This is a genomic window from Marinifilum sp. D737, assembly GCF_026672275.1.
GTDB lineage: Bacteria > Bacteroidota > Bacteroidia > Bacteroidales > Marinifilaceae > Marinifilum.
In genome coordinates this window covers 151488-172544 of sequence record NZ_JANQCD010000004.1, presented here as the reverse complement: position 1 = coordinate 172544, position 21057 = coordinate 151488, and the positions used below count along the sequence as shown (strand labels likewise).

At 34.6% G+C, this 21057-nt stretch carries 16 protein-coding genes; 6 read left to right on the top strand and 10 right to left on the bottom strand.

Annotation, left to right across the window (positions count from 1 at the left end):
* Positions 1–415: 415 nt before the first annotated feature.
* A complete protein-coding gene (locus NQ163_RS04855) occupies positions 416–1585 on the top strand; it encodes a hybrid sensor histidine kinase/response regulator (RefSeq protein ID WP_268189152.1) in 1170 nt (389 codons plus the stop codon).
* A gap of 58 nt (positions 1586–1643) precedes the next feature.
* Here NQ163_RS04855 and NQ163_RS04850 read toward each other — a convergent pair whose 3' ends face one another.
* From NQ163_RS04850 to NQ163_RS04825, 6 genes are all read right to left on the bottom strand, one after another.
* Positions 1644–2003 (bottom strand): four helix bundle protein, encoded by a 360-nt coding sequence (locus NQ163_RS04850; protein WP_268189151.1) that lies wholly within the window; start codon positions 2001–2003, stop codon positions 1644–1646.
* A gap of 85 nt (positions 2004–2088) precedes the next feature.
* Complete coding sequence (locus NQ163_RS04845; protein ID WP_268189150.1) at positions 2089–3996, bottom strand: DUF3857 domain-containing protein; 1908 nt, start codon at positions 3994–3996, stop codon at positions 2089–2091.
* A gap of 205 nt (positions 3997–4201) precedes the next feature.
* Positions 4202–6178 (bottom strand): DUF3857 domain-containing protein, encoded by a 1977-nt coding sequence (locus NQ163_RS04840; protein ID WP_268189149.1) that lies wholly within the window; start codon positions 6176–6178, stop codon positions 4202–4204.
* 320 nt (positions 6179–6498) lie between these two features.
* On the bottom strand, positions 6499–7101 hold the full coding sequence (locus NQ163_RS04835) for an HD domain-containing protein (RefSeq protein ID WP_268189148.1): 603 nt from the start codon (positions 7099–7101) through the stop codon (positions 6499–6501).
* Between the two features lie 137 nt (positions 7102–7238).
* Positions 7239–7901 carry a DUF2461 domain-containing protein gene (locus tag NQ163_RS04830; protein WP_268189147.1) on the bottom strand — a complete coding sequence of 221 codons (663 nt, stop codon included), beginning with the start codon at positions 7899–7901 and terminating at the stop codon, positions 7239–7241.
* 11 nt (positions 7902–7912) lie between these two features.
* Complete coding sequence (locus NQ163_RS04825; protein WP_268189146.1) at positions 7913–8362, bottom strand: DsrE family protein; 450 nt, start codon at positions 8360–8362, stop codon at positions 7913–7915.
* A 199-nt stretch (positions 8363–8561) separates the two neighbouring features.
* Between NQ163_RS04825 and NQ163_RS04820 the strand changes: the two genes are divergently transcribed.
* From NQ163_RS04820 to NQ163_RS04800, 5 genes are read left to right on the top strand one after another with little or no spacing between them, the layout of a single operon-like run.
* Positions 8562–9734, top strand: coding sequence for a hypothetical protein (locus NQ163_RS04820; protein WP_268189145.1), 1173 nt, complete (start codon positions 8562–8564; stop codon positions 9732–9734).
* Between the two features lie 33 nt (positions 9735–9767).
* Complete coding sequence (locus NQ163_RS04815; RefSeq protein WP_268189144.1) at positions 9768–11066, top strand: YaiO family outer membrane beta-barrel protein; 1299 nt, start codon at positions 9768–9770, stop codon at positions 11064–11066.
* Positions 11067–11072: 6 nt separating this feature from the next.
* The gene (locus tag NQ163_RS04810; protein WP_268189143.1) at positions 11073–12386 is read left to right on the top strand and encodes a CotH kinase family protein; all 1314 of its coding nucleotides are present in this window, start codon (positions 11073–11075) and stop codon (positions 12384–12386) included.
* On the top strand, positions 12387–13586 hold the full coding sequence (locus tag NQ163_RS04805; protein ID WP_268189142.1) for a HEAT repeat domain-containing protein: 1200 nt from the start codon (positions 12387–12389) through the stop codon (positions 13584–13586).
* On the top strand, positions 13583–15028 hold the full coding sequence (locus tag NQ163_RS04800) for a glycosyltransferase family 2 protein (protein ID WP_268189141.1): 1446 nt from the start codon (positions 13583–13585) through the stop codon (positions 15026–15028). The genes NQ163_RS04805 and NQ163_RS04800 overlap by 4 nt, the downstream gene beginning before the upstream one ends.
* On the opposite strand, the gene NQ163_RS04795 is transcribed toward NQ163_RS04800, so the two are convergent.
* From NQ163_RS04795 to NQ163_RS04780, 4 genes are all read right to left on the bottom strand, one after another.
* Entirely contained in the window at positions 15025–18030 is a 3006-nt protein-coding gene (locus NQ163_RS04795) for an ABC transporter substrate-binding protein (protein ID WP_268189140.1), read from the bottom strand. The genes NQ163_RS04800 and NQ163_RS04795 overlap by 4 nt on opposite strands.
* 104 nt (positions 18031–18134) lie before the next feature.
* Positions 18135–18716 carry a DUF3332 domain-containing protein gene (locus NQ163_RS04790; protein WP_268189139.1) on the bottom strand — a complete coding sequence of 194 codons (582 nt, stop codon included), beginning with the start codon at positions 18714–18716 and terminating at the stop codon, positions 18135–18137.
* Positions 18717–18911: 195 nt separating this feature from the next.
* Positions 18912–20153 carry an ammonium transporter gene (locus NQ163_RS04785; protein WP_268189138.1) on the bottom strand — a complete coding sequence of 414 codons (1242 nt, stop codon included), beginning with the start codon at positions 20151–20153 and terminating at the stop codon, positions 18912–18914.
* Positions 20154–20190: 37 nt separating this feature from the next.
* A complete protein-coding gene (locus tag NQ163_RS04780) occupies positions 20191–20538 on the bottom strand; it encodes a P-II family nitrogen regulator (RefSeq protein WP_120239390.1) in 348 nt (115 codons plus the stop codon).
* Positions 20539–21057 lie beyond the last annotated feature (519 nt).

The window sequence follows — 21057 nt, the reverse complement described above, 5'->3', positions numbered from 1 at the left end:
TCCTTCGTGGTACAATTTGTTATTGCCAAGTTTGCTAAAGCCAAGTCGGGCGCAATGTGTTTAGTCGTAATTCGCAATTCGTCATTCGTAATTTTCTGAAATCATATTCCATCCTTTCCTCCATTCCATTATTTTACTTTTCTACCATTCTACCATTCTACCATTCTACCATTCTACTATTCTACCTTTCTACTATTCTACCTTTCTACTTTTCTACTTTTCTACCATTCTACCTTTCTACCATTCTACTTTTCTACCATTCTACCTTTCTACCATTCTACTTTTTGCCTTTTTATTATCAAATCTTTAAATTAATATGTTATATTTATGCTTTGATTAAGGTAGGCCCCCTTAAGTTCTTATTCTTAATCAACTCAATTATTACAACTTAAACCCCTTCAAATAAAATTTAACAATGAAGAAACATCGTATTCTTATCGTTGATGACATCCCTGAAAACATAAAAGTTTTACAAGCAATTCTTTCTGATTCTTCTTATGAAATTCAATATGCACTGAATGGTAAAGATGCTTTAATGCTTTGTGTAGCGGATAGTTTTGATTTGATACTGCTGGATATCATGATGCCCGAAATGGATGGATATGAAGTTTGCAAGTATCTTAAATCAAAAGATAAAACCAAAGATATTCCAATCATTTACCTTACTGCTAAGGTAGATAGCGAGGACATTGTAAAAGGATTTGAAACGGGAGCGCAGGATTATGTCACAAAGCCATTTAATCCTCAGGAGTTGATTGCACGTGTAAACACACATCTCGAATTGAAGCATAAAAATGAATCTTTAAAGTTCATGAATTTGCAATTGGAAGAGCGTGTAGCTGCTCGTACCATGGAGTTGCAAGAGGCCAATGGTGAATTAAAAGAGGCAAACCTTCAGTTGGCAAAATTGGAAGATGCCAAGAATGATTTCCTTTCTTTAATGTCAACAGAATTGCGTGAACCATTAAATGGGATTGTTGGATTTGCGGATATGTTGGAGTTTTCCATCAAGAACAAAACCAACTTAAAATATGTTCGCTTTATCAAGCAAGCCGTAGAAAAGTTGATTGGCGTTTCGGATATTGCCTTACTACTTTCGGCCCTACGATTCGAACGTTATGAAATGAAAGTGCAAGGATTACCGGTACATGAAATCGTAAAAACCAGTGCCGATAAACTGAAAGGCCTGATTACCGAACGCAAGATCAAATTGAAGATTGATATTCCTAAAAACTACATCATTCGCGGTGATGAGCGTTTGTTATTGGTTTGCATGGAGAAAATTATTGAGAATGCAATTACCAATACACCATCGCGTTCCGAAGTATATGTAGGAGCCGAATTGATGGGCCAAAAAATTAAGGTATTTGTAAAAGATGCAGGAACACATTTTGCTGCAGGAGAGGTGAATTATACCTTCCGATTCTTCGATTTGGAGAAAAACGAACGTACCGAAGAATTTAAAAGATTTTCACCAGGCTTGGTAGCCGTTAAATTGGTTATGGATTTGCACAAGGCCAAAGTAGATGTTGAAAACCTGGATGAGGGTGGAGTTTGTGTTTCATTCCTGCTTCCGGAGTATTAAGGTAAGAAAGTAAAAAGGTAGAATAGTAGAATAGTAGAATAGTAGAAAGGTTGAATAGTTAAGGCCTTTGTTGAAGTTTCTTAATCAGGTTTTGTATACTCCCTGAGATTTTCATGCTTGTTGCTCTTAGATCTTTTGCTTCGTCTTGACTGATATAATTCAGATCTTCTGCTACGTATAACATACTTCTTACTTCAGCACAAGACGATTTAGCAATCCGAAGGAATTGAACAAATTCTTTATTTGAAAATCGTTCAAATCCTTCAGCTATATTGTTCATCACAGAAACGGAAGCTCGCTGAATTTGATCCTTGAATCCATAATCTTTTTGTGAATCGAAAGAAGTGTAGATTAATTTTACAAAAAACCTGGATTCCTGCCAGATTATCAAGTCCTCAAATCGATTAACATTTGCCATATTTATCTATAAAATTTACCTTTCTACTATTCTACTATTCTACTATTCTACTATTCTACTATTCTACTATTTCACTGTTCTACGTTTAAATCTTCTTCAAAACCAACTTCGCCTTATCAGCTCGAACTACTGTTTTTTTGTAATTTCTTAAGTCATCGTATCGTTCTGCAGGCAAATCAAACTTTTTGTATTCCACTTTACGGATGTAAGTTACTTTCTTGCCATCTTGTTTGACTTCGCTATAGTAGTTGCCAAAATCCGATTCAATTACTTTCTTTTCAGGAATACTTTCCATTTCATAACCATCCGGAAGGGTGAATTGTATGCTATCGGTATCGCAATATTCACGCTTATAGTAGATTCCTGTTTTACGATTCCTAACTTTTTTAGGTGCTTTATTGGTTCTGTTGATCAAATTAAGCGGAATAAATAAGCGATCACCCGATTTGGAAGCATAGTTTCTAATGTCCAATTCAAGTTTTAAAACCGAACTGGGAATTCGAGTTAATTCTTTCGATACTTCATGATTCTTGATTCTAAAATCAGGAAGCTCCAAATCACTATAGATTTTCTTTTTCTGATCTTCGGGACTTAGGTGAGAAAGTCCGGCCAGGTATGAATATTGCAAACCTCGGCACTCTTCTGTAATGTTTGCACTAGCGGTACCATCGGCATTAATAATAATTTCCCCACTTTTATTTTGGGTATTATCTTCCATTTTGTAAACTGGCGTTCGAACCAAGTGTCCACCATTTTCATTAATGGCAAGTACTGTTCTGTCATCCGTACTCGAACTTAAAAATCCACACGGACTAAATTTATTGGTACATTCCAGCCAAACGGTATCCTTTTGCAGAGGAACCATTAGTATGATGTGGTTTCCAAAGTTTTTAACGAAAGTCGTGTCAAGATCGCGTCGTTTGTTTGCTGATGTGATAATGGTGTAGTAGGATGGAATATCAACTACCTTAAGAAGGGTCTTCATGTAATTCGATAAAGCCTTACAATCGCCATATGATTTATCCTGAACATCTTGTGCAGGAAATGGTTGTTGACTACCAATACCAACCTGAATACTAACATAGCGGGTTTTGTTTTGTAAGTATTCATAAAGGGTTTTCACCTTCTCAAAATCCGTCTTGCAATCTTTTACCATTTCTTTTACTTCAGCAATGGTATTTTCATCCAAAACATCTCTACCATGATTTAGTTTAGAGAACCATTTTGCCAATTCGTTCCATGAGCTTGTATTCCCAGCAATTTTATCGTACTGAAATTTTGTAGGAGCACAAATTAACAATGGTCCTCGCATTGAGTAAGGCGAAGAATAGGGTTCATATTTGTATGCTTTTAGATTATTTACTTTCCAGCAAATTGATGTTTTGCCTTTGACATTGGTTTCTTCGGGTTCTATTACCGGACCGTATAATTTGTGTTTGAAACAAGATGGATCACTGCTTATTACTGTATATGTACTTGCTTGTACAGCGCATCTGTAACCATCGTAAGGGTACCAACCAGCAATGCTTGTGTATTCGTTTAAGCTTTGATTGTATGAGTATACAATGGTGTAAGGATAATTCTTTTGAACGGTTTCATATTGTTTTACCCTGTTATCTGAAAACATCGATTCACCAGAAGCACTATAGTCATTAATTTCGGAGGATTTTACCTTCTCAATTAGCATTCCATCTCCATCGTACAAAGCAATCTGCAAATTGCTTAAAGGCATCGATTTGTCATAGGAGGCAAGCACCTCAGCATATTCATCGCCAGACTCATTTAGAATGGTTATGGCTCTGTTATAGGAGTATTTTAAATTATAGATCGAATTGATTTCAACAATCGTCTCATCAAGTCTGATTACGGCATCTGCATTTTCTTTTAGTTCTTCTGGTATTTCACTTACAGGGAAAACAGGAGTTTTTTTTGCGGATAGTTGATTTGTACATAGAAATGTCAGGAGCAACAAATAAATGTATCGAAATTTCATAGTATGGATTAAGATTTTAAAAATATCATAAATTAACAATGAACGGCAAGCAAAGATCAATGGTCAAGTTCATTCAAAGAATTAAACCTACTGCGAATCGGTCTCTTTAAAAACAGATCGCAGAAATACGACACTTCATGAATTCTTTGCTCTGCTGTTCATTACTTTATTAATAATTCAGCAATTGTAATTATTAAAGAGAATGCTACATTCGTTTAAGAACCAACATTTCTGCATGCTTGGCTACAATCAGGTTGTAAAATTCTTTTAGGTTAGGATATTCATTAAACAAGAAGGTTCGTTTGTTAATTTTAAATCTGCTAACCACCATAATTTTATTCCCATTCTGACTTGCCGAATACATAAATTGACCTGATTTTTCAGGAAGATTGATTCTTGCAGGAGCAGGTTTGCTCTCTAGAGTATATCCATCAGGAACGGTAAGTTCGAGCATATAAGTTCTGTCGATAGGATATGTGAAATCAACAGGATATTTTCTTTCTTCCAGGGTAAAAGGATTCTCCTCAATTTTATTCACGATAAATGGGTTGAAATAAATAAGATCGTTTACGCTTTCAACTTCTTCGGTCATTTCAACTTCCATTTTTGAAATAACATTTTTTTCAACCTCTTTAAGATTTTTAACTTCAACACTTTCTACATCTATTAACTTATACGCTTCATCCATGGTTTCACGCAGCTCTTCTTCACTTTTATCCTGAATGGCATCTCTAAATTGTAAAGCAGTAAATCCATTTAGCGATAAATCCAGATTACCGGAAACAAAACCATCTTCATCAAGTTTTAGTTTTACAATGGTTGCTGATTTTGAAATACTACTTGACTTGATATCTACAAAGTAAGATCCCTGGCTACTAATCAGTCTTCCTTTATCATTGATACAACGCTCAGGAAGAAGATTACATGGGCAGTTGGCATCGGTAGCATCCAGATAAATTCTATTTTCCCCAACTTTACAACTTGCGATTACATAGTTAAACTTGGATTGACTAGGAGAGAATAAACTCAGTAAACCATTACCTCTTGTGCTTAGAATTACAGGATCAGTCTTAATACCTAATTTATTTAGCAGAACTACTAACATTAAATTGATATCAGCAACATTCCCTTTTTTCTCTTTAAATGCAGAGCGTAAAGAGGAAGTAGTATATTTACCATAGTAATCGTCCCATTTCATATTGGATTTAATGTAATTGAATGCAGCCAGAATTTTTTCTTCATCCGATTCTGTTTTACTGTTGATTTCAGCAACCACATCTTTCAAAAAACCACCTGTTTTTAACTGTTGACCAAAACGTTCACTTTCCATTAGTGATTTATTGATCTTATCCCAGTTGCCAGTTAAATTCTTGTAAACACCGTAACTGTTTTTAGTTCCGGCAATTTCAAATTCAATAGCCGACATGTAATTTTTTCTGGAAGTTGTATAAGGTTCTTTTTTGAAAGCAGGCACATCTTTAATGACGAATCGATATTGGTCTATGGAAAAAGCTTTACCACTCTTAAAAGTTCCATTCCCATAATTGTGCTCGTTAATATCAAAACTTAAATATCCTTTTGCATTTTTTTTGTAGTCAAAGTATTCGGGTAGATTAACTCTAAACTCACTCCAAATGGTTGGAACACTTCTTTGAAAATACCAGGGACCGATATTCCAGGGAATATCAGATGTTATTTGATACATGAATTCAACCACAGAACCTGGCTTAACATTCTCACAAGCCAATTTATAGGTGTAAACATCGTCAGAAGATTTCTCAAGAATTCTATCTTTGGCGCTAACTTTTGTTTTTACAATTTTTCCATTTTCCAAATTGTAAGTACATGCCTTAACTGTTCCTACATTCGATCGGGTTTTATCAAACGAAAACTCAAGATCAGCGTAATCCAGACCTTCATCTTTTAATATTTTTATTCTGATGATTCTGGTGGAGCTGTATTGGAAACCATCGGTGCTCGACACATATGGAATTTCACTTACTCCATAATCACACAAGTAAACAGCAACGGCTGTGCTGTCTTTTTCATAGGTCTGCATTTTTAGCTCATCAATACTTACCTTTCCGAATTTAATAGGAGCCTTAGCTGCATAGCTTACATTACTAATAAAAAGAATTATTAATCCCAGAACGATAGTTCTAAGAATCGTAAAGTTTTTCATAGATAAATTGGTTTAGTTTACAATTCGGATAATATAGTAAACTAAAAATTAAGAATGAATATAGATTAATCTGATTGATTTCAGTTAATTAGAAAGTATATTGGAATTGTGTTGGTGTGTACTGTATTTCTATTTGTAATTCAGTAAGATGCAATTGTTTCGAACAGAAAGGGCTGAAGAGTTTAATAGTCGTGTATATTGTACTGTTTAGTTTGTATGCTTTACCTGTAATGATTAATAACTCACAATAAATGCCAAGTAACCAATCATGATTTAATTCCATGGTTATGAAATTGGTCGAATTTTACATCGAACTCACGTTATTTGCACTTACAGTGAGATAAGAAGTATTTCTTAAGGTTTTTTTCTTTTAGGAATTGAAGTACCTTTTTGCCATAGGTGGTGAAGTAGCAATGATCTTTTAGGAACTCAAGATTCTTATCGCACCAATATTGTGTTGGTATTTCTGTTGAAGTCACAGTTTCCAGTTCTTTTCTTAACGAAAAACTTCTGGATTCATAATCATCCAGGCTGAGGTGGTACATGTCTGCATCGCAAAGAATTTTTTCCAGCTCATTTTTAGGTTGAGGAGGATAGTGCGTAGCTAATATGCAGTTGATAACCTTATGAATTTTGGAGGCAGGATAATGTAATTTACTTAAGAACTCTTTTGCAATTTTAGTTCCGGCCTTTTCGTGTCCAAAGTAAGTAACAGCATGACCGGCATCGTGAAACCATGCTGCAATAATTACAATTTCCGTGTCGCTTGTCGAAAGACCTGAATTTTTAGCGATCTCTTTACATGCCCCTACAACCTCCTTGGTATGTTTTAGGTTGTGGTAGCATAGGTTTTCGGGCAAGTTACACAGTAAATCTGTAACAAACTCTTCAACTTTTAATATGTGGTTTTTACTATTATGCATTTATTGCTTAATTCTGCAGCTAAATAAGTTATGAATGAGCAAATAAAAAAATGTTTTCTATTAAAAGATGTTATTCTTTGTTAATCTATAAAGAAAAGGTCGTTCGATAATTGAAACGATATTTGGTGAGTTTTGTTTTACAAATCCTGAACGATTTCGTTTAAGAATCGATTTAGCGGATACAATGCTTTGAAGGCATTATCTATTTCTCTTACAAAATGATCAGAATTGACGATTGGATCATCAATCATTTTGGCAACAGCATAGTGCTTGTAATTAAGCAAGTCGATATGTGTAAAGTCTTTTGGAAATCCTCTTGGAGCTGTTTTTAGTTTTTCTCCGTACAATTCCGGAAAGTGTTTTTGAAATTCAGTATTCTCAATAATTCCTTTAAATTCTTCAGGATGATGAAAGATTTCTGTTCGAATGGCTTTTAGAACATTCGAGGCAGGCATATAGCATCCTCCACCCAGGAAACATTGTTCAGGCTCGATATGTATGTAATAGCCACCATAGCGACTTTTTCTTCCATTCCTGGCGATAAAAGCTCCAAAGTTCGTTTTGTAAGGCCTTTTGTCTTCTGAAAAGCGAACATCTCTGAATATTCTAAAAAGACAATCTTTTGCATTTAAACCAGAAACACTTGGATCAAAAGTTTTGATTTGTTCTATGCTCAATTCAACGAAAAGTTGAAAATCCTTTTTTGCAGCTTCATACTTTTTTTTGTTGGCATGAAACCATTCTCTATTGTTATTCTCTCTAAGTTCAAATAGAAAATCAAATACAGATTTGTTTAGCATTTTAATACGATTTAGAATGTAATCACTTTATAGTCTGCCTGTAAATATTGGCTTAATGGTTTCCCCATGTATTTTACCTCAATTCCAATTTCCGAGAGCTTATCCGAAACTTTATACATGTCAGCACAAGCCTTGCAAGCATACACCTTTATTCCTGCTTCTTTCATTTTCCTGATGTAATCTTGCAGATCTGTGTCTTCGCTCAGAAGTTTTGATGATGGTCCCCAAATTATAAAATTTATTTCGTCCCACCATCCGAATTTTGCTGAATTATAGGCATACATGAAAACCATTTTTTCAGCAACTTCTTTATCAGCACTTGTCCAAACTACAGCTAATTTGTTGTTTTGATTCATTTTAAGGTTTGAGGATTGCGATAGCTTATTCTTTGCGCTACAATTTACAAACGAATTTGTACTGAAAAAAACTACCAGAACGAAAATCAATAAAATCTTATTCATGGATGATTAAATTTATTTAATAAATCAAAAAAAACAGTTCAAATAAAAAAAAGTGTTATTTAAAAAACACACTGGTGAATTAAATAGGAAAATAGGCATTATATGGATTAAATAAAAATACTTATCAAAAAAGTATAACTTATTCATCGTACTTTCCGTTATAAGGGTGAATAATAAGTAATTTTAAAGTAAAAATCGAATGTGGAAGCTAGTTCGGGTATTGATTTTTCTCATTTTAATTATTCCAGTGATTTCGTGGATTGTATGGAAAACTGAAAAAGAGATACCAATAAGTTTACTTGTAATTGATAAAACAACTCCGGAAAAGAATTTCTCGGAGCATTTGTCTTTTTTCTGGGTAGCTAACCAAAGTAAATGGGTTAAGCCTGGCGGAGAGGAGTATGATTATGCGAAAGATTTTCTTGGTTTTCATCCAGATGAAAAAGGCGAGTATGTAATAAAGGATTTAAAAGTATATGGGAAGGAAAATAGCGCAAAGCTAGCTGATTCATTAGATGTTGTTTTTTTTGCTGATACATATGGTATTTACAATTCCAATTGGAAAGATCATCCGGATTATGGCAAAGATACCATCTCACTTTTTTACGGAGGACTGCAGGCCGAGGAATTTAACCTGCTTCGGGAATTAAAAAGAAAGGGGAAAACCATAATTGCCGAATTTAACCTGTTTGCATCTCCTACATCTTCGGTGATTAGAAAGCAAACGGAACAGCTTTTAGGTGTAAAATGGAGCGGTTGGGTTGGAAAGTATTATCAAACTTTGGATACCTTGATGGATCCGGAAATACCAAAGTGGGTGCCAGATTTGTATCGTAAAAACTATAATTCAGAATATCAATTCCGAAAAGGTGGAATTGTTTTGGTAAATAACAAGGAGCAGATCATTATTCTGGAACAGGGTGAATATTTAAACGATAAATTTCCAATTCTAAAATCATCCCTGAGTACACAATTGGAATACAATGTGCCAGAGAAAGTTTATTATCCGTATTGGTTCGAGATTAATGAAACGGATGAACGAAACCATGTGCTGGCAAATTTTGAGATTGATGTGAATGAAAAAGGGAAGCATTTGTTAGATTCATTAAAAGTACCTAATAAATTTCCTGCTATTATCGAGCATGATGAGGATTATAGATTCCTTTACTTCGCTTGTGATTTTTCAGATAACAAAATGGGCATTTATTCCTCCTATTTCCGTGGAATTGAAAATATGAGTGGAGCTTTTTACAGCCCTCACCAAGTTAAAGACAGGAAAATGTTTTTTTGGAAATATTATCGACCATTTATGTCGACGGTAATGGATAGTATTAGTGCGAGGCAGGAACGCAAAAAGAAATATTTGGATTGAAATTCTTATAGGATATAACTGAATAAATTAAATATGATTAAACTTTTATCTCTCTCATTGGTGATTTCTTATGCATTGGTGTGTTCAGTGAATTTGAACGCACAGGAAATTGATACGCTTAAGTCAAAGAATTTTTCAGAAGAATTTAAGGAAGCGCAAGGACTTGCATTTGATGGCAATAGAGAAGAGGCCCGAAAACTTTGTTATGAGATACTAAGAAAACAGCCAAATTTTCATGATGCCAGAATTCTAATTGGAAGAACATTTGCATGGGATAAAAGATATGATGAAGCAAGAAAGGAATTGCAATTGGCCTTAGATAAAGATTACGATAATAAAGATGCAATATCTGCTTTTATTGATTTGGAAAAGTGGTCTGGAGATCTGTCAAAGGCATTGTTTTATTGTGAATACGGACAATCTTTTTATCCCAGAGAGGAAGGTTTCTTAATCAAAAAAATTAAAATTCAGCAAGAAATGGGTTTGGATGCCAAATCTTTACAAACCATAAATGAGCTGTTGGAAATCAATCCTGGTAATGAAGAGGGAATCAAACTTTTTAAGGCTTATAAATCAGCAAGCAGAAAGTATGCCTTAACGGTTAAGCATGATTTTGAACATTTTCAGAAACCTTATGTGAGAAGATGGCATGTGAGTTCGTTTCAGGTTTCAAGAAGAAACGCCTGGGGAAGCCTTATAGGGAAAGTAAATGTTGGCGATTTGGTAAAGGAGGGAGAAGGTTTGTGGTCGAATGAAATTTCAAAGCAGTTTGAAATTGATGCTTATCCACGTATTTCAGCAAGCAGCTATATGTACCTGAACTATGGATACTCTCCCGATAATTTATTTCCTGAACATAGAGCTGGAGCTGAGTTTTATCAAAAATTACCTGCGAAGTTTGAAGCATCAGCAGGCGTTCGTTTCTTAAGATTTGATGGAAGCGATGGCTACAAAAATGTGTACATCTACACAGGTTCCATTGGAAAGTATTACCGAAATTATTGGTTTTCATTGCGAGGATATTTTACTCCAAAGGATAGTGATGTTTCAAGATCAGTGTTCTTTATTACCAGGAGATACTTACGAGATGCCAAGCAATATATTGGATTGGAGTTGGGAACGGGAACATCTCCGGATGAAGCAAGAGGAAATGTGTCGAATTTTGATACCTATAAATATGATAGCTGGAAAGTTCGATTGGCCTATCAAGATCAGTTAATTGATAAGAGGTTAACCTATTTGTTGCGTGCTGGTTATGAAAGAGAGGAGTATGAAGTGAGTGAAAAACGACGTATTCTTACTTTCTCAGTGAAATTGTCATATCAATTGTAAATGCAAATGATGAAGTCTTTACTCATATTGTTGTGCTGTGTTGTTGTAAGCTCTGCTTTATTTGGTTCAAATAATCAGGACAAGGATAAAGTTGTGGCTGGAGATGAGATATTTGGCGGTGAAAAAGTTCATGAGATAAGAATTAACTTTTTGCAATGTTCTGCATGGGATTCCCTGGTAAATCATAAAGAAACTCGCGACTCTTTAAATCTGAATAGGTATTTGCAGGGAAATGTAGAGGTGAATGGAAAGAAACTTTATGCTTGTGGAGTAAGAATAAAGGGAGAGTCGTCCTATGATTTCTATCCGGGAAGGAAGAAATCTTTGAAAATAAATTTTGGGAAGTACATTAAAAAGCAAAAGCTGGATGGCTTAAAAACCATTAATCTGAATAATGCTTTTAAGGATCCCACTTTTATGAGAGAAAAATTATACCTCGATTTTATGAGATCGGAGGGATTGCCTGTTCCAAGATCGACTTACGCAAATGTATATGTAAATGATGAGTTGTTTGGTTTGTATGTGTTGGTTGAAGAAATCAATAAAGGTTTTGTAAAAAGAAATTTTGGTAACAAGTCTGGGGCATTTTTTAAAGGAGAGCCCAATGCAAGTTTGCTTTATATAGGCGATAATCAGTTGGACTACGAACGATCTTATAAGATAAAGTCAGATGATAGAAAAGACTATCAGGTATTGATGGATTTTATTAAAACGCTCGATGGCTGTGTTAAAATGGATCAGGATGCTTTAAAATATATAGAAGAGGTTTTTGATGTATATGAGTGCTTAAAAGTATTTGCAATCACCAACTTGTTTATGAATGTTGATGCTATGAATTTGTTGCATCGACATAATTACTATTTGTATAAAAGTACTTTAGATCACCAGTTTAAGTGGATTCCTTATGATGGCAATTATGCATTTTGTGCATTTAGTTCAAAGTTTACGATGCATGAGGCGGAAAATTTAAGTGTTTATTATAGGAATGACAGGTATGAAAATACCTTGATGAAAACTGTTTTTGGGATTAAAAAATACCGTGACTTTTATACAAACTACATAAAGGAGTTACTGAATGAAAAGTTTACTGCTGATTATTTAGAGTATAAAATTAATAGGCTTGCCATTAGGCTAAGAAAGCATGTTTATCAGGATACAATAAAGATGTATAGCAATGCAGAATTTGAGAAGAATTTGATGATGCATTTGGGAGATGAGTTGGATCCGGGAGCATTCATTCCAGGGTTAAAGATCTTCTCCAGGAAGAGAATTCAAGCAGTAAGGAGAGAGTTGAATATTAAAGTAAAGAACAGAGATTAAATGTTATTATTGGATCAACATATTATTTTATTTTACTTTCAGGAATTGGTGAGTTCAGTTCCGGATCTCTTGTTTATTGTCTTCGATTTTTTAGGTAATACAATAGATCGGGTACAGACTGTGATCAATTATGTTTTTGAAAGATTGCCTTACAATGCATTGAATCGCTTGATTGTATACATGATACTGGTTTTCTTTGTATCCTTGATTATATTACTGCCAACAATTATAATCTCAAAATTATACCTGGCTTATCAAAAGACAAGATACAATCAAGTTTATGTAAGGTATTCTCAGGCTGTGATAGCTTACTTAATAGGAAATAAAGAAGTCAATGAGATCGGTGATAAGGATAAGCTAAAATCAAGTCGCTTCCATCGAAACGTAATGATTGATGTTTTAATGGCAATTGATAAAGCTGAAAATAAAGTTGTAAGTGATGAGATAAGAGCCCTGTACATAGATTTAAAATTGAATAAGGAATCAATTCGAAAGTTGGATAAGTATTCCTGGAACAAAAAGATTTTCGGAATTCGTGAATTGAGTCACATGAGAATAAAGTCCGAGAATCAGAAAATTATTTCTTTTCAGCAGAAAAACAATGATGTATTGAGAATAGAATCACAAATGGGATTAATAAAGCTCTTGCCTTTTGTTCCTTTTGCATTTTTGGATTCGCAGGAGAAACCTTTTACGGTTTGGGAGCAAATTAATGTGTTTGACTTGATACGAAAGAAAAGGATTGAAATTCCTGAGTTTCATTTGTGGCTGGATCATTGGAATGATTCGGTGGTAATGTTCTGTCTGGATATGATTAGGGTATTAAAACAAAAGCAAGCAGCACCAAAGGTTTTGGAATTGATAAATCATGACAATGACTTTGTGAAAGGAAAAGTGATTAAAACATTAATTGACCTGGAAAGTTATGAGGCAATTGCAAAGCTCAAGGAAATGTATCATTTGGAAGAATTACCAAATCAATTAAATATTCTTAAATCCATTGGACAGTTAAAAATGGATTCGGAAATAAATTTTTTGGAAGATAAACTGAAAAGCGATGAATTTAAGATTAGGATGGAGGCATGTAAATCAATTGCCAAAATTGGAGAAACAGGTGTTGCCAGGCTAAATGTTTTATCTGTAAATGCCGATGAAGAATTAAAAGGGATTATCAACCACGTATTAGATCCTAGAATATGAATTACGATGAGTTAATAAGGTTTATTAGTTATTTTTTGGATAAGATATTCATATCTTATGCATTCTTATTGATATTTAGTTATACAGCACTAAGTATTGTTTCGGGTATCGCCTTAAATTACTATTTGAAGAAGAATAGTTTTGTGGATTATAGTGTAATTCTCGATTCTCCTCTTGCCCCTTCGGTTTCAGTATTGGTGCCTGCTTTTAATGAAGCAAAAACCATTGTCGATAACATCGAATCAATATATACAATACATTACAATAACTTTGATGTAATTGTTGTTAATGATGGAAGTACGGACAATACATTCGAAGAGCTGGAAAAGGCTTTCATGTTGGAACGTGTTAATTTTGCTGTAAATCATGAGATAGAAACGAAAGAGGTCCGAGGAGTTTATAAATCGAATCTTGAGACCTATTCAAATCTAATAGTTGTTGACAAAGAGAATGGAGGAAAGGCAGATGCTTTAAATGTAGCGATTAACGTTTCTGATAAGGATTTGTTTATGGCTATTGATGCTGATTCGATTTTGGAGCCAGATGCAGTATTAAAGCTGGTTAAACCATTCCTTGAAAGAACGGATAGAAGAGTGATTGCCGCAGGAGGTGTTGTTCGCATTGCAAATTCGTGCGTAATTGAAAATGGAAGAATAACAGAGGTTTCTGTGCCAAAGAATTTGCTTGCCAGAATGCAGGTTTTGGAATATACCAGATCATTTTTAATGGGGCGAATGGCTTGGGCCAAATTAGATGGTTTAATTATTATTTCAGGTGCCATGGGAATGTTCGAACGCGATGTTGTGGTGCAAAGTGGCGGATATGCTCATACCATTGGTGAGGATATGGAGCTGGTGGTACGAATTCGTCGATACATGTCTGAGCAAAGAGAGAAATACAAGATAGAATATGTGCCCGATCCTTTGTGTTGGACAGAGGCTCCTTCGGATGTTTCAACTTTTGGACGTCAGAGAAGCAGGTGGACCAGAGGTACCATAGAAACCTTAACCGACCATTCAAAAATTTTCTTTTCACCAAGGTATGGAGCTATGGGAATGCTGGGATATCCATTTTGGTTTTTGTTCGAATGGCTGGCTCCTTTGGTCGAAGTTCTAGGTATCCTCTATGCAATTATTCTATATTTTACTGGAAATCTAAGCTTGAATTTTATTCTGATTACCTTCTTGTTTGTGTACACTTTTGCCTTGTTTTTTACAACTTGGGCAATTCTCTACGAAGAATTGACTTTCCATAGGTACGAAAAGAAAGGAGATGTATTCCGATTGTGGATTGCAGCTCTTCTTGAGCCATTTGTATTGCACCCGATATCTTTATTTTTCTCAATTAAAGGTAATATTCAATATGCCAGAGGGAACAGAAAGTGGGGTAAAATGGAACGTAAAGGTTTTAAACACAAGCAAAGATCAAAATCAAAGGTTTAAATTCTTGCCAATAAGAATTGATCTATTCTGTTTAACAATTGTTCTGGATTTAAAGGCTTTGGAAAAAAGTCATTGCAACCTGCTGATATGGCTAATTTCTTATCGTTTTCGGTAGCATAAGCAGTTTGTGCAATAATTGGTGTCTTCTTTAGATATTTTCTGATTTCTTTAGTAGCATCCAGTCCATTCATTTCAGGCATCTGAATATCCATTAAAATCAAGTCTGGCTGATATCCCGATTTGCATAAATTTACAGCCTCTTTGCCATTTTTACTTATTGTGATATTTGCACCGGTATTATCTAGTAATTCCTCCAGAAAGCTAATGTTTATGTCCACATCATCCACAATAAGAATTTCCTTTCCATTCCAGGAAAATCTAAATTGTTGATTATTGTTTTCATTTTCTTCGATTTCTTTTGCTTGTATCGGAATATAGAATTGAAATTTAGAGCCTTTATTTTTGTTGGATTCCAGTTCCAATTTTCCATCCATAAGTTCAACAATTCCTTTTGAAATTGGCAAGCCTAGCCCGGCACCTCCAAACTGCCTGGTGTATACATTTTCGATTTGTCCAAAGCGTTCGAATATGATGTCATGCTTTTCTTCAGGTATTCCTATTCCAGTGTCTTCTACAACGAAAAATAATTTCGATTCGCTTAAATTAGCGCTAATTTTAATGTATCCTTCTTTTGTAAACTTCAGTGCATTATTGATTAGATTGACCAAAACTTGCTTGATCTTGCCAAGGTCAGACTCGATTTTATCCAATTCTTTTGGAATGTTACAGGTAAATGAAATTTCAAGATTTTCTTTGTGATATTTTGGTTTTTCAATTTTAAATAATGTATCAAGGTCGCTAAAGAGTTTTGCAATCGAAAAAGTACTTTTCATTACTTTCAATTGATTGACCTCCAGGTATGATATGTCTATGATATTGTTGATGATTTCCAGTAGCTGTTTGCCATTTTGATTCAAAATATCAATATACAGTTCCTTCTTGTCTTGCGATAGATTTTCTTTTAATAACAATTGACTAAAGCCTAATATTCCATTCATAGGGGTTCTGATTTCATGACTCATATTAGCTAAAAAGGCTGATTTCAATCGATCACTTTCCTCTGCTTTTTCCAGCGCAGCTTTTAGTTTGTTTTCGGCCTGTTTCAGAGGAGAGGTATCCATTAGAAATGCCAGGAATTCGTCATTGTTAAGTTTAACCGCATTAATAAATGCTGGAAAATTCCTGTTCTTAACAGACCTTATCATTACTTCACCTTGAATTTTTCCTGTTTCCAAAAGTTGTTGCATCATCTCAACATTCTTTACAAGTTGTAATGGAGAGAAGAAATCTTTTATATGGTAATTAATCTCTTCAGATTCAATGATGTCCAGAAGTTTTAGAAAAGCAGGGTTTGCAAATTTTACTTTGGTATTTTTATCAAATATTACAAGGCCGTTTGGCGATTCGTTAATATAGGTTCTGAGTTTGTATTCGCTGGCAATTAAAGCTTGTTCTGTCTCTATTCTGTTACTAATGTCATTCATCAACCAAATTTCTTTACCATCGAAACGATAAGCATGGAATTCAACTTGTTTTATTTTTCCTGATTTTGTGGTAATGGAGGTGATGGTTGGATTTTTAAAATTTTCAGATTTGCTATTCATGTAAATCTGATGGTTTACCTCTTTATGATTCTTGTAAAGGGTAGTAAACCAGGAGTTAATGTCTGGAGTTTCTTTGTTGGTATATTCGGTTATTTCATGAGCCTTTTTATTGGTAAACAATACATCGCCCTCAACAAGAATTGCTCCCGAAGGCAAGTTTTCAATCACCTCTCTAAAGCGTTTTTCAGATTTTATCAATTCCTCATTCTTTAGGCTGATGTTAGCAGTTTGTCTGTCAACAGCTTTTTTTAATTGTTTGTTAAAAATATAAAGGTATAATGAAATGATAACAGCAATAGATATGCTTATCATTGATATGATTAGTGCCCACTTTAACCATTTTGGCGTTTTAAATTGTTCTTGCTTGTAAATAAAACCACTTAAATCGTAATTGGTAGAAACCATGCCCATTTGGGCGCAAATTCTTGCTATGTTATCCAGTCTGCCCGGATTAATATGACCAATTTCCACATAATCATTTAAAATTAACTTTTGAATTTGCTTTGCTTCAAATTGCAGGTGCTTTTTGCTTTTTTTTACTCCATAGCTATCAATGAGTATATCAATAATTTCATCTTGATTTTTTAATGCATATTCCCAACCCTTTTTGGTGGCCCTAATAAATGCATCAACACGTTTTGGGTTACTTTTAATTTCTTTTTCCGTAGTAAATATTCCATCACCGTAAAAATCAATTCCATAATTTTGAGGATAGATAATGGTATAGGCGATTCCTTGCTCATGCAGGAAGTATGGTTCGTTTGTTGAATAGGCATTTAAAACATCGGTTTTACCGGTAATTAAATCATTAATATTATAAGTTGTTGTGAGTCGATTTATATTGTCTAAAGGGATTCCCTCTGTGTAAAAAATGGCTAATAGTTCGGGGTCTCTGTACTCATCAAGAAGCATGATTCGTTTGTTGATAAGATCATGTGCTGTGTTTATGCCCGATTGTTTTAAGCTAAGGAAAATAGATGGTGAACTCTGAAAGATGGAGGCTAGTAGTACAATGGGTTTTTTGTTTATGCGTTCAATCAAAATATCATTAGCACTTACACCGTATTCTGCATCGCCATTTAAAACAATTTCCACTGCGTTAACGGTACCGCCTTCTAAAAGTTCTACATCTAATCCTTCATTTTTGTAAAATCCTTTATGTAGAGCAGCGTAATATCCTGCAAACTGAAATTGGTGATAATATTTTAATTGCAATCTGATTTTATCAAAGTGTGGAGCTTTTTTCGGTTCGCTGGCTTTAGCATTAACAGCAAGCAAAAAAATAGCGAAGGTTATAATCAGCTTAAAAGGGAGGAATGGTATTGGCGATTTGTTCATGTTAACAGCATTTAACGTGCTGTCAATAAAGTTACATTTATAGTATGGAGCATCAAAATTTTGAGAAAGAAAAATCCCCGACTTTCAAGAGTCGGGGAGGATTGTTATTTCATTGCCCAATTGATGGACTTGGAATTAACCTGTTCTTTTATTAGTGCTAAATCGTAGCTGTTTGGATTAACCTGAATTTTCTCACCGTTTGGTTTATAGATTTCGATTAAGTTAGCTTCTTCGTCGAAACATACTAACTTTTGTAATTCCTTGTCACCATCCTTTAGGCTCCAGCTTGAACTTGTTGGATCATATACCAATTCTGCAAAGTTTCCTTTGTTTGGACCTTTTAGTTGTTCGATGTGAAATTTGTTTTTTGTAGCTGTAATTCGGTATTTTTTTCCATCTTTTTTCACGATCTGAACATCTTTTTCACCTTCCTTCATTGCTACAGGATTATCGCCAGACCAAAACTCAATGGTGTTTAAAACTAAACCGTCAACCAAAACGGCAACTTCGTAAACCGGAATTACTACAAATGCAAAAAATACCAATGCATTTGTAAATTTATCGCCTACGGTACCATTCCATTCATGAAGGTTTTTAGTCAAACGAAAAGGACCGTAACATCCTGTTTGACCAATGCTAAGAGTAAAGAATAGGCAGGCTAATAAGAAAACATTAATCTTTTTCATGTTCATTAATTTAAATTTATTACTATGTGTTTTTTAAAATTTTATCTTTTGCAAAAGAACGCCAAATAAAGTCAATTATTGTCATTCAATTTGTTTTCCTCACATGAAATTACAAACTATTTCTAACAAAAAAAAGATGATGGAAGAATCTTACTTCACATCACCTTTATTGAGAAACGAGTATTTGTTTGGTAATTAATGGTATGCTTTTTCGCCGTGCTCGTATATGTCCAGACCTTCTTCTTCAACAATTGCCGGCACCCTTAAACCTATAGTCTTATCTAATAATTTGAATAAGATATAAGCAGTTCCTAAAGCCCAGGCTGCAATAGCTATGACACCTAAAGCTTGAATTCCAAGAAGTTTAAATCCACCTCCATATAAGAGACCACCATCAGTAGCAAAAATTCCTACTAAAAGAGTTCCTAGTGCTCCATTCACACCATGAACTGTAATTGCACCAACAGGATCATCAATTCTGAGTACTTTATCAATGAACTCAACTGAAAAGACAAGTGTTATACCTGCTAAAATACCAATTACGATTGCAGCTTGAGGTGTAACAATATCACATCCGGCAGTAATGGCAACAAGTCCCGCCAATGCACCATTTAAAGTTAAGGAAAGTGTGGGGCGTTTATATCTCATCCAGCTTACTGCAAGTGCTGCAAGAGTTCCGCCAGCTGCTGATAAGTTGGTTGTTAAAAAGATATGAGAAATGGCAATGGTATTATCCGACCCAGAGGCAGCCAGCTGAGAGCCAGCATTAAATCCAAACCATCCGAACCATAGGATAAATACTCCGAGAGCTGCAAAAGTTAAGTTATGTCCTGGTATTGCATTTGCTTTCCCATTGTATTTACCTATACGTGGTCCGATAAGGGCAGCGCCTACCAATCCCATCCATGCACCAACAGAATGAACAACACTTGAACCTGCGAAGTCGTGGAAGCCAAGATTACTTAACCATCCGCCTCCCCATACCCAGTGCCCGGAAATAGGATAGATAATAGCTGTGGTGATTATACTAAAAAATAGATAGGTTTTAAATTCCGTTCTTTCTGCTACTGCACCTGATACAATTGTTGCTGCGGTGGCTGCAAATACAGTTTGAAACATTAGAAATGAATAGTCAATTTCAGGACTTGATTCTTCCAGAAAGGGAAGCTTTCCAATGAATCCTCCTATATCAGAACCAAACATTAAAGCGTAGCCAATTAAGAAAAATGAAATGGAGCCAACACCAAAATCCAACATGTTCTTCATTAGGATGTTTGCTGTGTTCTTTGCTCTGGTAAAGCCAGCTTCTGCCATTGCAAATCCAGGCTGCATAAACATTACTAAAGCAGCAGAAAGTAGTACCCAAACTACATCTAATGAATGACTCGTTGCTGTAACTGTTGACTGTATTGTGTTTAAACTTAGAGTTTCTTCCATGATAATAATTTAATTTCGTGAATAATTAATGCTAGCTCTATTCTTCATCATATAAGGAGCGATCGCCAGAATCTCCTGTTCTGATTCTGTAAGCATCAAGAACTTCATAAATGAAAACTCTTCCATCTCCTATTTCACCTGTAAATGCATTTTCACGAATGCTAACAATACAGCTATCTACAAATTTGTCTCTTACTATAAATGATATCATAGTTCTTTCGATACTACTGGTATCATATTTAACGCCTCGGTATACTCTTTTTTCCACCGATTTTCCTACACCTCTTACATCCCAAAATGTCAGGTAGTCGATGCCTATTTCGTGTAGTCCTTTCTTAACGTCTTCAAATTTAGTTTTGCGAATAATCGCTTCGATCTTTTTCATAAATTTTTCTGTTATAAGATTTTAATTTCATTGAGTCTTCTAATTTGAAACACCGAGGTTCCCCGGATTAAGGAGCCTCGGGTTTCGTATTTAGACCAAGCGTAAATTCGACTATTGTCGAAAAATTGAAGAAATTGACAGTTTTTGATGTCTTGAGAAAAGCAGGTATGCTTTGTCATCTGAATTGCGAAAATTGATTTTCATGTGGTTAATAATGGTTTTTAATAATAGTTAGTAATTTCAGTTTTTTTCTTAAGCAACTTTCATTAAAAAGGGGGGGTGTATTAAATAATTGTGGTTTTTTAATAAATACACCTGGTGTTTTTAGGGGTTGCTTTTGTAAAAGTATTAAAAATTTCATACTAACAAATAAAAACAAGGGGTTCTTTTCTCGAAAAGTGCATTTTATTTAATTATATCGTTTCCGAAGAGGGGGTGTGTTGAATTATTTTGTTTTTTTAGAGAATAACCTAATAAAATAATAGGGGGTGAGTTTGAAAATAGAGAAATTTGTGTGAT